General features: G+C 66.0%; 10 protein-coding genes. 5 read left to right on the top strand and 5 right to left on the bottom strand.

Annotated elements, in window-relative coordinates; all coding sequences use genetic code 11:
- Nucleotides 1–3: 3 nt before the first annotated feature.
- On the bottom strand, nucleotides 4–777 hold the full coding sequence (locus J2X45_RS11860; RefSeq protein ID WP_310214898.1) for a hypothetical protein: 774 nt from the start codon (nucleotides 775–777) through the stop codon (nucleotides 4–6).
- A gap of 127 nt (nucleotides 778–904) precedes the next feature.
- Nucleotides 905–1,171: a hypothetical protein gene (locus J2X45_RS11855; RefSeq protein ID WP_310214897.1), complete on the bottom strand. Its 267-nt coding sequence runs from the start codon at nucleotides 1,169–1,171 to the stop codon at nucleotides 905–907.
- Nucleotides 1,172–1,194: 23 nt separating this feature from the next.
- Between J2X45_RS11855 and rpsL the strand changes: the two genes are divergently transcribed.
- The 5 genes from rpsL (at nucleotide 1,195) to J2X45_RS11830 (ending at nucleotide 6,712) form a co-directional block, all read left to right on the top strand.
- Entirely contained in the window at nucleotides 1,195–1,566 is a 372-nt protein-coding gene (rpsL, locus tag J2X45_RS11850) for a 30S ribosomal protein S12 (protein WP_004624021.1), read from the top strand.
- A 13-nt stretch (nucleotides 1,567–1,579) separates the two neighbouring features.
- Nucleotides 1,580–2,053: a 30S ribosomal protein S7 gene (rpsG, locus tag J2X45_RS11845; RefSeq protein WP_004624018.1), complete on the top strand. Its 474-nt coding sequence runs from the start codon at nucleotides 1,580–1,582 to the stop codon at nucleotides 2,051–2,053.
- A 114-nt stretch (nucleotides 2,054–2,167) separates the two neighbouring features.
- Nucleotides 2,168–4,246 carry an elongation factor G gene (fusA, locus tag J2X45_RS11840; RefSeq protein WP_310214893.1) on the top strand — a complete coding sequence of 693 codons (2,079 nt, stop codon included), beginning with the start codon at nucleotides 2,168–2,170 and terminating at the stop codon, nucleotides 4,244–4,246.
- 133 nt (nucleotides 4,247–4,379) lie between these two features.
- Nucleotides 4,380–5,570: an elongation factor Tu gene (gene tuf, locus J2X45_RS11835; protein WP_310210607.1), complete on the top strand. Its 1,191-nt coding sequence runs from the start codon at nucleotides 4,380–4,382 to the stop codon at nucleotides 5,568–5,570.
- A 164-nt stretch (nucleotides 5,571–5,734) separates the two neighbouring features.
- A complete protein-coding gene (locus J2X45_RS11830; RefSeq protein ID WP_404980055.1) occupies nucleotides 5,735–6,712 on the top strand; it encodes a sensor histidine kinase in 978 nt (325 codons plus the stop codon).
- A 39-nt stretch (nucleotides 6,713–6,751) separates the two neighbouring features.
- Here J2X45_RS11830 and J2X45_RS11825 read toward each other — a convergent pair whose 3' ends face one another.
- The 3 genes from J2X45_RS11825 to J2X45_RS11815 are packed head-to-tail and all read right to left on the bottom strand — an operon-like array spanning nucleotide 6,752 to nucleotide 12,410.
- The gene (locus tag J2X45_RS11825; protein WP_310214888.1) at nucleotides 6,752–9,877 is read right to left on the bottom strand and encodes an efflux RND transporter permease subunit; all 3,126 of its coding nucleotides are present in this window, start codon (nucleotides 9,875–9,877) and stop codon (nucleotides 6,752–6,754) included.
- Complete coding sequence (locus J2X45_RS11820; protein WP_310214884.1) at nucleotides 9,877–10,992, bottom strand: efflux RND transporter periplasmic adaptor subunit; 1,116 nt, start codon at nucleotides 10,990–10,992, stop codon at nucleotides 9,877–9,879. The genes J2X45_RS11825 and J2X45_RS11820 overlap by 1 nt, the downstream gene beginning before the upstream one ends.
- Nucleotides 10,950–12,410, bottom strand: a complete 1,461-nt coding sequence (locus J2X45_RS11815; RefSeq protein WP_310214881.1) for a TolC family protein — start codon at nucleotides 12,408–12,410, stop codon at nucleotides 10,950–10,952. Before J2X45_RS11815 ends, J2X45_RS11820 begins: the two co-directional genes overlap by 43 nt.
- Between the last annotated feature and the right edge of the window lie 100 nt (nucleotides 12,411–12,510).

Raw genomic sequence — 12,510 nt, 5'->3', positions numbered from 1 at the left:
GCCCTAAGGTCTCCGGCCAGCCTTCTTCTGAAGCTCCAGAACCCGCGTCGCCCGCTTTTCCAGGTCCTGGTTCCTTCGGATCTCGTCCGCCACGGACTTGCGTTCGCGCCCCAGGCCGTCCTGCTGCGCACCCAAGACGAAGGGAATTTCCTTCATCGTCCCCGGATGATCCCTGCTGCGGTGGTCGACGCCGGGGCCCATGGGCGCGTTCTGGTAGCGCCGATAGGCGTCCTGCGCGGCGGACTGGGCGTCGAGCGCTCGACGCTTGTCAGCGTCCATGGCCGAGAGCGGATCGCCCTTGGCCTTGGCCGCCCCGAAGCGCTCGTCGCATCGCTCCCGCTCCCGTCGGTTCAATCCCACCGCATCAGCGCTGACGCAGCCGGTCGCGCTTCCGCGCAAGGCCGTACGCAGGTCGCCGGCGCTGTCGCCCGGCAGGGGCGCGGGACGAATGGCGACGCCGGGTCGGATCAGGCCCGATGCGGGAACCTCCAGGGTCGGCGCGCCCGCCGGAACGGGGCGGGTCGGGGCGCGGACCTTGAACTCCAGGGGGCGGCTGGATGCGATAGGGGGCGCAGAAGAGCTCTGGGGCGCCTTGCGCGGAAGCGGGCGCTGGAGCTCAAGCGTCATGGTCGAAAGGTCGTCCTCCGCGACCATCTGGAGCAGCGGCGGAGCGGGTAGGGCCAGCCACGCCAGCAACGCGGCGTGGAGCAGCAGCGAGCCGGCGAGGATCGTCGCGTGGCGTCGCCTGTCGACGCGGGCCCCCTTGCTGACGCTCACCTGAACTCCTGGCCTTGCCTCGGGACGCCCCCGACCCCAAATGGCGTGCCGCGCCAGTATGGCAAGCGGCGGCGCCCCCGTAAGCTGCACAGCTTCACATGGCGAAAACGCGGCCTGGATTACGGCCTTAAGGCGGCGTTAACCGACGCGGGAACAGGCGGTTGACGCTGGACCACTTCGCGAGTAAATACCGCGCTCTTTTTCGAGGCGGCCGTTCGCGTCCGTCCTGATGAGCTTGCGTTCCTTCCGGGCTTTCGGGTCCGAAGGGATCTTGAACCCGCCGGCGTGCTTCCCGCGCTCCGGCGAGTTTCGTGTTTATCGGGCCTCTTAGCTGAGCCTTGAAAAGCCGAAAAACAAAGACAAGGACCTGAAGCGCCCCGGCCGAAAGGCACACGCTTCCATCAGAGCAGAGACTTAATGCCTACCATTAACCAGCTCATCCGTAAGCCGCGCTCCCCGAAGCCGGTGCGGAACAAGGTGCCGGCCCTGAAGGGCTGCCCGCAGCGTCGCGGCGTTTGCACCCGCGTTTACACCACGACCCCGAAGAAGCCGAACTCGGCTCTCCGTAAGGTCGCCAAGGTCCGTCTGACCACCGGCATCGAAGCCGTGTGCTACATTCCGGGCGAAGGCCACAACCTGCAGGAGCACTCGGTGGTGCTCATCCGCGGCGGCCGCGTCAAGGACTTGCCCGGCGTCCGCTATCACATCCTGCGCGGCGTCCTCGACACCCAAGGTGTCAAGGATCGTAAGCAGCGTCGTTCGCTCTACGGCGCCAAGCGTCCGAAGTAAGGAATAGAAGAAGATGTCCCGCCGCCGTCGCGCCGAGAAACGCCAAGTCCTGCCGGATCCCAAGTTTGGGGATCTGGTTGTCACGAAGTTCATGAACTACGTGATGTACGAGGGCAAAAAAGCCGTCGCCGAAAACATCATCTATGGTGCTTTCGACATCCTGGAAGCCAAGCGCAAGGACCAAGGTCCGCTTGAAACCTTCCACTCCGCTCTGGACAACGTCGCTCCGGCGATCGAAGTCCGGTCGCGTCGCGTTGGCGGCGCCACCTACCAAGTGCCGGTTGAAGTCCGTCCGGACCGTCGCCGCGCCCTGGCCATCCGTTGGCTGGTGACCGCCGCTCGCAAGCGTGGCGAAAACACCATGACCGAGAAGCTGGCTGGTGAGCTGCTCGACGCCTCGAACAACCGCGGCACCGCCGTGAAGAAGCGCGAAGACACCCACAAGATGGCTGAAGCCAACCGGGCGTTCTCGCACTACCGCTGGTAACCTTTCTTACCAGCACTCTTTCAGGCGCGGGCGGTTTGAGATAAACCGCCCGCGCCGCACGTTTAATCCCGGTCGTGTCCGTCCAGGGCCGCCCCGTTTCGCAGAGCGATCGCTATGCCCCGCACGCATAAAATCGAAGACTACCGCAACTTCGGCATCATGGCCCACATCGACGCGGGCAAGACGACGACGACCGAGCGGATCCTTTATTACACCGGTAAGTCGCACAAGATCGGTGAAGTCCACGATGGCGCCGCCACCATGGACTGGATGGAACAAGAGCAAGAGCGCGGCATCACGATCACGTCGGCCGCGACGACCGCCTTCTGGAACGAGAAGCGCCTCAACATCATCGACACCCCCGGGCACGTCGACTTCACCATCGAAGTCGAGCGCTCGCTGCGCGTTCTCGACGGCGCCGTGACGGTGCTGGATGGTAACGCCGGCGTCGAGCCGCAGACCGAAACCGTGTGGCGCCAGGCCGACAAGTACAAGGTTCCGCGGATCGTGTTCGTCAACAAGATGGACAAGATCGGCGCCGACTTCGACAAGTCGGTCGAGTCGATCCGTGACCGTCTGGGCGCCAAGGCCGTTCCGATCCAATTCCCGATCGGCGCCGAGTCGAACCTGAAGGGTCTCGTCGACCTGGTCCGCATGAAGGCCGTGGTCTGGGACAACGACGGTCTGGGCGCGTCGTACCGCGATGAAGAAATCCCGGCCGACCTGATGGACAAGGCCGTGGAAGCCCGCGCCTACTTGGTCGAAAACGCCGTCGAACTCGACGACGACGCCATGGAAGCCTACCTGGGCGGTGAAGAGCCCTCGATCGAGACGATCAAGAAGTGCATCCGTAAGGCCGTGCTGACCGGCGCCTTCTATCCGATCCTCTGCGGCTCGGCCTTCAAGAACAAGGGCGTCCAGCCCCTGCTCGACGCCGTCGTCGACTACCTGCCGTCGCCGGTCGACATTCCGCCGACCAAGGGCATCGACTTCAAGACCGAAGAAGAGACCACCCGTCTGGCCTCGGACGAAGAGCCGCTGTCGGTTCTGGCGTTCAAGATCATGGACGACCCCTTCGTCGGTTCGCTGACCTTCTGCCGCATCTACTCGGGCAAGATGGAAACCGGCATGTCGCTGCTGAACTCGACGCGCGACAAGCGCGAGCGCGTTGGCCGCATGCTGCTGATGCACTCGAACAACCGCGAAGACATCAAGGAAGCCTACGCTGGCGACATCGTCGCCCTGGCCGGCCTGAAGGAAACCCGCACGGGCGACACCCTGTGCGATCCGCTGAAGTCGCCGGTCATTCTCGAGCGCATGGAATTCCCGGCCCCGGTTATCGAAATCGCCGTCGAGCCCAAGTCGAAGGCCGACCAGGAGAAGCTGGGCGTCGCCCTGCAGAAGCTGGCCGCCGAAGATCCGTCCTTCACCGTTTCGACCGACTTCGAAAGCGGTCAGACGATCCTGAAGGGCATGGGCGAACTGCACCTCGACATCAAGATCGACATCCTGAAGCGGACCTACAAGGTCGAAGCCAACATCGGCGCGCCGCAGGTGGCCTATCGTGAATCGCTGGGCCGCAAGGTCGACATCGACTACACGCACAAGAAGCAGACCGGTGGTACGGGCCAGTTCGCCCGCGTCATGATCACCTTCGAACCGGGTGAGCCGGGTTCGGGCTTCGTGTTCGAAAGCGCGATCGTCGGCGGCGCCGTGCCGAAGGAATACATCCCCGGCGTCCAGAAGGGCCTGGAATCGGTCAAGGACAGCGGCCTGCTGGCCGGCTTCCCGCTGATCGACTTCAAGGCGACCCTGACGGACGGCAAGTTCCACGACGTCGACTCGTCGGTCCTGGCCTTCGAAATCGCCGCCCGCGCCGCCTTCAAGGAGCTGCGCGAGAAGGGCGCTCCGAAGCTGCTCGAGCCGATCATGAAGGTCGAGGTCGTGACCCCGGAAGAGTATCTGGGTTCGGTCATCGGCGACCTGAACAGCCGCCGTGGCATGATCCAGGGTCAAGACATGCGCGGCAACGCGACTGTCGTGAACGCCTACGTCCCGCTGGCCAACATGTTCGGTTACGTGAACACCCTTCGGGGCATGTCGCAGGGCCGCGCTCAGTTCAGCATGGTCTACGACCACTACGATCCGGTGCCGCAACACGTCGCCGACGAAGTGATCAAGAAGTACGCCTAAGCTTTTCTCTAGAGGAAAGCGTGGGTTGCACGATCGGGAGGGTGCTTCGGCCCCTCCCGCCAACACCCCAGAAGTTCAACCATTGAAGGCCCCCCCATTTTTTCCAAGGGTTCTGGGGTCCTGGAGCTAAAAGATGGCCAAGGAAAAGTTCGAACGCACTAAGCCGCACTGCAACATCGGCACCATTGGTCACGTTGACCATGGCAAGACGACGCTGACGGCCGCGATCACGATCACACTGGCGAAGTCGGGCGGCGCGACCGCCAAGAACTACGCCGACATCGACGCTGCGCCGGAAGAAAAGGCCCGCGGCATCACGATCAACACCGCGCACGTGGAATATGAGACGGCCAACCGTCACTACGCCCACGTCGACTGCCCCGGCCACGCCGACTACGTGAAGAACATGATCACGGGCGCGGCGCAGATGGACGGCGCGATCCTGGTGGTGTCGGCCGCTGACGGCCCGATGCCGCAGACCCGCGAGCACATCCTGCTGGCCCGTCAGGTCGGCGTTCCGGCGCTGGTCGTGTTCATGAACAAGGTCGACATGGTCGACGACGAAGAGCTGCTCGAGCTCGTCGAAATGGAAGTTCGTGAGCTGCTGTCGTCGTACCAGTTCCCGGGCGATGACATTCCGATCACCAAGGGTTCGGCCCTGGCCGCGGTCGAAGGCCGTGACCCGAAGATCGGTGAAGAAGCGATCCTGGCGCTGATGGCTTCGGTCGACGCCTACATCCCGCAGCCGGAACGTCCGGTTGACATGCCGTTCCTGATGCCGGTCGAAGACGTGTTCTCGATCTCGGGCCGCGGCACCGTGGTGACCGGTCGCGTCGAGCGCGGCATCGTGAAGGTCGGTGAAGAAGTCGAAATCGTCGGCATCCGTCCGATCCAGAAGACGACCTGCACGGGCGTTGAAATGTTCCGCAAGCTGCTGGACCAGGGTCAAGCGGGCGACAACGTGGGCGTGCTGCTGCGCGGCACCAAGCGTGAAGACGTCGAGCGCGGCCAAGTGCTGTGCAAGCCGGGTTCGATCACGCCGCACACCAAGTTCGTGGCCGAAGCCTACATCCTGACCAAGGAAGAAGGCGGCCGTCACACCCCGTTCTTCACCAACTACCGTCCGCAGTTCTACTTCCGCACGACGGACGTGACGGGCATCATCAAGCTGCGCGAAGGCGTGGAAATGATCATGCCGGGCGACAACGCCGAACTGGACGTCGAGCTGATCACCCCGATCGCCATGGAAGAGAAGCTGCGCTTCGCCATCCGTGAAGGCGGCCGCACCGTCGGCGCCGGCGTCGTCGCCAAGATCGTTGAGTAATCGACCGATCCTCAGCACACGCTGAACTGATCTAAGCGAAGGCCCCGGAGAGCGATCTCCGGGGCCTTTTGCTTGTTGCAGCTCGACCTCGTCTATGTCGGCTACCCGCTTGACGGTTATTCGGCTTTCCCTCACCAGAGAGCACGTCGGGGGAAAGCTTGGCCGTGAACGCGCTCATTCGTGGAAAGGTCGGGGGCTATGTCTTCGCCATTCTGGCGACGCTGCTCGCCTGGGCGCTGCGCTACGCGCTGAACGACTGGTTCCCGCCCGGCTTCCCGTACCTGACCTTCTTCCCGGCGGTCGTGATCACCGCGTACTTCGCCGGCCTTCGGCCGTCGATCCTGTGCGCCGTATTGTCCGGGGTCACCGCCTGGTACTTCTTTATTCCGCCGCTCCACACGCTCAGCGTCAATTTCCCGACGACCGTGGCGTTGGCGTTCTACGCCTTTGTCGTGGCGGTCGACGTCTTCTTCATCGACGGCATGAAGAAGGCCCTGCGGCAGCTCGAGGAGGAACGCGCCCGTTACGCTGCGCTCGCCGAGAGTCGCGACCTGCTGTATCGCGAGCTGCATCACCGAGTGAGCAACAACCTACAGGTTGTCGGGGCGCTGCTACGTCTCCAAGGCGCAGGGATCCACGACGAGGATGCGCGCCACGCCCTTGACGAGGCTGGTGGACGTATCGAGCTGATCGCCAAGATCCAGCGAGAGCTGCACAACGCTGTAGGCGACCCTGCGCCGTTCCGTACGTTCGCCGAGGTTGTCCTGGCGGGCGCAGCGGCTGCGGCGGGCGCAAAAATTGTCCTGACGATCGAAGGCGGCGAAGAACCGCTGCACGCTGACCAAGCTACGCCGGTCACCCTGGTCATGTTGGAGAGCTTCAACAACGCGCTGGAACACGGCTTCGGCGAGGGGGGCGCGGGCCGCGTGCAGGTCACGCTCGATCAGTCAGGCCTGACTCATGTGCTCACGGTGCGCGACGACGGCGCGGGGCCCCCAGAGGGCTTTGATCCCGCTCGATCCAAGAGCCTGGGACTCCGCATCGTCCGCGCCATGGCCCAGCAGCTGGGTGGCAAGTTCGAGATGGCGCGCGAAAACGGTTGGACCGTCTGCCGGCTCAGCTACGCGCCCAAGCGCGACTAGAGCGCCCGACGCCGAAACGCCAGGCGCTCAAAGCCCTCGTCAGGCCAGCGGGGGCTGCTCTGGCGCCTCCCGCGGCGTGATCACCCGGGCCAGCTTCGGTTTGAGCCACATCTCAAAGTCATCGACGATCTCGTAGACGACGGGCACCAGCACCAGCGACAGAACCGTCGAGGTGATCAAGCCACCGATCACCGCCACCGCCATCGGCTGACGGAACTCCGCGCCGGTGCCGATCCCCAGAGCGGTGGGGAGCATGCCGGCCATCATGGCGAGCGTCGTCATGACGATCGGCCGGGCGCGCTCGTGGCAGGCGTCCAGGATAGCCTCGCGCTGGCTCATGCCTGCGCGCTCCTGTTCGATCGCGTACTCGACCAGGAGGATCGAGTTCTTGGCGGCCAGCCCCATCAGCATCAGGAAGCCGATCAGCGAGGGCATCGACAGCGATTGGCCCATCACCAAGAGGGCGAAGAATGCCCCGCCGATCGCCAGCGGCAAGGCCGACAGGATGGTGATCGGCTTAAAGAAGCTGCGGAACAGCAGCACCAGCACCCCGAAGACAAGTCCGACGGCTGACAGCAAGGCGACCGCGAAGCCGGTGAACAGCTCGACGAACGCCTCCTGGTCACCGGCCGACGCCGGCCCGACCCCTGGCGGCAGGTTCTTCATGGTCGGCAGGTTGCCGACGTCGGTCATGGCCTCGCCCAGCTGCGCGCCGTTGTTGAGGTCGGCCTCGATGGTCACCTGTCGCTTACGCGCGAAGCGGTCGATCTTGGCGGGGCCGGCCTGGAAAGACAGGTCGGCCACGCTGTCCAGGCGGGTGCTGCCGCCGTTCGCCGTGGGGACACGGAGGGCGCCTAGCGCCTCGAGGTCCTGACGGCTCTCCGCTGGGAGGCGAACCCGGATGGGGATCCGTCGCTCGCCTTGGGTCATCTTGGCGACATTGGCGTCGATGTCGCCGACCGTGGCCACACGGGCAATGGCGGCGATGTCGGCCGAGCTGACGCCCAGGCGGGCGGCTTCGTCCGCCCTCGGACGGATCAGGATTTCCGGCCCGCTGGGCGGCGAGGAGGGGCGCGGGTCGGCCACGGTCGACAGACCCTGCATCTCGCGCTCGATCTGGGCCGCTGTGCGCTCAAGCAGAGGGCCGTCCTCGGCAACCAGGATGGTCTGCACCTCCGACGAGCCCCAGTCCCCCAGCAGATTGACACGGGCGTCGGGAATGTCGCGAAGACCATCGCGCACCTCCTGTTTGATCTCCGTGACGCTCAGATCGCGATCGCCGGACAGCACGATGGTGATCGTCGCGTCGCGAATGTCAGCGCTGCTCTGCCCGCCCCAGCCGCTGCCGATGTTGGAGCCGACCTGCGCAAAGACGTGGGTCACCTCGGGGCGCTTGCGGAACATGGTGGTCACCGCCTGCACCGTGCGGTCCATGTCGGCGACCGTCGCGCCCGGCGGCCCCTGGACCTTGAGATAGTAGTAGTTGTTGTTCGCTGCGGGTTGGAACGCCGTCGGCAGCAGGCCCGCGAGCATGATGGACCCGATGAAGATCACGCCGCCGATGACGCAGGCCAGGATCCGATGGTCCAGCGACCAGTCCAGGATGTTGCGATAGAGCCCTTCGAACGGTTTGCGCGCATGCGGCGCCTTGGCGGGCTTGAGGAAGTAGGCCGCCAGCAACGGCGTCAGCAGGCGGGCCACGACCAGGGAGAACAGCACGGCCACGGCGACCGTCAGGCCAAATTCCTTGAAGAACTGGCCAGGCATGCCAGGCATGAAAGAAACCGGCACAAACACGGCCACGATCGTGAAGGTGGTCGCTACGACGGCGAGGCCAATGGCGTCGGCGCCTTCCATCGCGGCCTGGAACGGTCTTTGTCCTCGCGCGACCCGTTTCTCGATGTTCTCGATCTCGACGACCGCGTCATCCACGAGGATGCCGATCACCAGGGTGAGGGCCAGCAGGGTCACGACGTTCAGCGAAAAGCCCATGAACGCCATGAAGGCGAAGGTCGGCACCAGCGAGACCGGCATGGCGATGGCGGTGATCAGGGTCGCCCGCCATTCGCGCAGGAAAAGGAACACCACCAGCGACGCCAGAAGCATGCCCTCCAGCAGCGTGTGCTCGGTGGCCTTGAAGCTGGCTCGGGTCTCGTCGACGGTCGAGAAGATCTTCACGAACGTTACGCCGGGGGTCTTCTCCGCCAGCTTGTCGACGGCGACCTTCACGCGATCCTCGACAGCGACGTCGCTGGAATCCCGGGTCTTCATGACCTGGAACGCCACCACGGACTTGCCGTCGAGGCGCGCGAAGCCGCGCTCTTCTTCCGAGCCCTGGCCCACTTGGGCGACGTCGGTCAGCTTCACATAGCGGCCGCCGGCGACGGGAATGGTGATCTGGCGCAGCTGCTCGATCGTGGTCGCCGCGCCCAGAACCCGCAGGGTCTGCTCGCGTCCGCCGATGTTGGCGCGGCCGCCGGGCGCGTCGACGCTGAAGCTGGCCAGGGCCTGATTCAGTTGCGGCGCGGTGACGCCGAACGACGCCATGCGGTCAGGGTCGATGATGACGTTGATCTCGCGATCGACGCCGCCGACCCGGGCCACCTGCGCGACGCCCTTCTCGCCCTGCAAGGCCCGGGTCACGGTGTCGTCGATGAACCACGACAGGTCCGTCGCGCTCATGCCCGGCGCCGAGACGGCGTAGGTGATGATTGGCGCGCTGGTGATCTCCAGGCGCTGGACAAGCGGCTCGTCCACCTCGCGCGGCAGCACGGCGCGCGCCTGATCGACCTTCGAGCGGACCTCGTCGGTGACCTTCTGCAGGTCTTCGCCAAGGTTGAACTCGATCGTCGTGGTCGAGGCCCCTTGAACCACCGACGAGCGGATGGTCTTGACGTTGGAGATGCTGGCGACCGCGTCCTCAATGGGACGCGTGACCTGAGTCTCCATCTCGCCTGGCGCGGCGCCGCTCTGGGTGACCGTCACGGTCACGGCAGGGAACTCAACGTTCGGGAATTGCTTGATGGGCAGGCCCAGATAGGCCCCGACGCCGGCGATCATCAGGGCGATGAACACCACAGCCACAGGGATGGGGTTGCGGATCGCCCACGCCGAGACGCGGAGCTGACCGCTGGGGTGCTCGCTCGTATTGTTCCGATCGATCATCAGCGCGCCGCCTGCTGCGCCGGGGCCGGACGGACCACGTCACCATCGCTGACAAAGGCTGCGCCGCCGAGGACGATGCGAGCGCCCGGCGCGGGTCCTTGCAGCACCTGGGCCCAGCCTCCGCCCTTTTGGCCGATCTTCACCGGGACCTGTTTGGCGCGGTTGTTGCTGTCGACCGTCATCAGGAACAGGCCGTCGGCTTCGTAGCGGATGGCGGATTCCGGAACCGCCGTCACCGGCGCGCCAGAGGCGCCGAACGTGGCGCGGGCAAAGCCGCCAGGACGGAGGTCGGGGCGGACGGGCAGGCGGATGCGCACCTTGCCCAGCCGGCTGGCGCTGTCGACGCGCGGACTGATCAGGCGCACGACCCCGGTCAGGGCCTGGCCGGCGGGCAGGGACACGGCCACCGATTGGCCGGGGCGAACGCCGCCCAGATCGGTTTCATTGACCTCGGCGTCCAGCTCCACCAGCCCGTCGCGGGCGATGGTGAACCACGGGGCGGTTCCGCCGCCAGCGATCTGGCCGGGCTGGACGCCGCGCGACAACACCCGGCCGCTGACGGGCGCGGTGATGGTCATGCGCGAGGCGCGCGTCCGCAGCTCCTTCAGCGCCGCCTCCTGGGCCTTGGCCTGGTAGCGTCGCGTCTCGATCTGTTCCTGGCTGAGGACGCCCTGTCCATCGAGGCCCGACACCCGGGCCGCCTCGGCCTGAGCCTGGGCGGTCACCGCCGACTGCTGGTCGATCTGGGCCCGCAGCAGGGTGTCGTCCAGCTGGACCAGCGGCTGACCGGCGCGGACCCAGTCGCCCTCGTCGGCGTAGAGACGCGCCACGCGGTAACCGGTCAGCTCCGATCCAACGGCGGCTTCTTCGCGGGAGACCAGCAGTCCGGAGGCCTCTACGCCGCCCCCCAAGGGGCGCGTCTCGACGCTGCCGACGCTGACCACCCGCGCGGACGCGGCTGGCGTGGTCTTGTCGGCGGCGGCGTCCTTCTTGCCGCCGCAGGCGGTCAGGCCCACGCCGGCGCAGACCAGGGCGGTGGCGATCATATAGCGGGTCGTCATCGGAGCGGGTCTCACTGCGCGGAAGCCTTGGTCGGGACAGCTTCGGGCGACCAACCGCCGCCGAGAGCCTTGTAGGTTTGCACGGCGCGTTGCAGCGCCTGGGTCTGGGCGCCGGTGGCGGCCGAGCGGACGGCGCGCCAGGCCTGTTCGGCCTGCAGCGCCGTGGTCAGATCGGTGAGCCCGGCCGCATAGCCCTTGCGGCTGGCTTCGTAAGCGACAGCGGCCCGTCGCTCGCCAGCCGACAACAGCGCGACGCGGCGCTCATCGGCGGCCAATTGCACGAGAGCGTTGTCGGCCTCGCCGAACGCGGTCTGCACCGTCTTCTCGTAGGTGATCGCGGCCTGCTCCACCCGAGCGTTGCTGGCCTTGATGTCGGACATCAGCTTGGGGATGTTCAGGATCGGGATCGAGAGGTTGGCCCCGACCGTCCAGGCCGAGCTCGTCGTCGAGGTCTCCGCCCGGGGTTCCAGGAAGCTGGGCGTGATCGATTTCGATACTCCAACGCCCGGCGTGAGCGTTAGGGTCGGGAACAGCGCCAGCTCACTGATGTTGAGGTTGCCCGAAGCCGACGCCAGTCGCGCCGCGGCCTCGCGCACATCCGGACGCCGGGCCAGCAACTGTCCGGGCGTCGCGGCCGGGACGGCTGGAGGTTTGGCCAGCGAGGGCGTGATTGGTAGGGACTCGAGCGGGTCGACGCCCTTGCCCACCAGGATCAGAAGGGTGCGGCGCGCCGTCCGAAGTTGCGCGTCCAAGGCGGCGGCCTGCGCTTCGGCCTGGGCGAGGTCCGCAGCGGCGCGCTCGCCTTCAGAGGTCGCGGTCAGACCCCGCCGCCCCCTTTCGCTGGCGGTGTCAGACAAGGCCTTGGCGATACGGACGCTCTCTCGCGCGTCGTCCAGCTGGACCGCCAGCCCGCGCGCTTCGAAGTACGATTGAGCCACGTTGGCGGCGAGAGCCGCGCGGGCGCCTTCGTAGGCGAAGCGCGCCGCCGCCATGTCGTTCTTCACCACCCGCAGCGCGGCGAGGCGACGCCCGATCAGGTCCAGCTCCCAGGAGACGTCGAAATTGGCGGCGTAGGTCTTGCTCACGCCGCCCTGGGTAAAACCGCCCGTGCCGCTCTGGTCGCTGATGTCAGTGTCGGTCCGCTGCGCCGAGCCGACCAGCGGCGTCTGTGGAATGAAGATTTGCCGCACCTGGCCTTGGCGGATGGCCCGCGCCTCATCCAGGCGCGCGGCCGCCAGTCGCGCGTCGGGACTTTGCGCCAGGGCCGTGGTCACGAGGTCGTTCAGGGCGGGGTCGCCGAACTGCGTCCACCACTGATCAAGGGCTTGAGCCCCCAGCGGCGCAGCGCTGGAGGTTCCGTAGGCGCTGGGAAGCTGAGGATCGACTTTCTGCGCGGGTGTCGTGCAGGCCGCAGAGCCAATCGCCAGAAGCGCGAACGTCGCGATGTAAGCGCCGGTCTTGGCGTGACGCATGTCGTACAACCCGATTGTTATGACGCCCAACGCGCCCTGGCGACCAATGGTCTCCCACTTAGGGGCGTGGCTCCGGAAGGGGAACCCCCAGATGTGAGCT

Origin of the sequence: Caulobacter sp. BE264 (assembly GCF_031457805.1) — a bacterium.
Lineage (GTDB): Bacteria > Pseudomonadota > Alphaproteobacteria > Caulobacterales > Caulobacteraceae > Caulobacter.
This window is presented reverse-complemented; position numbering and strand designations above follow the sequence as displayed.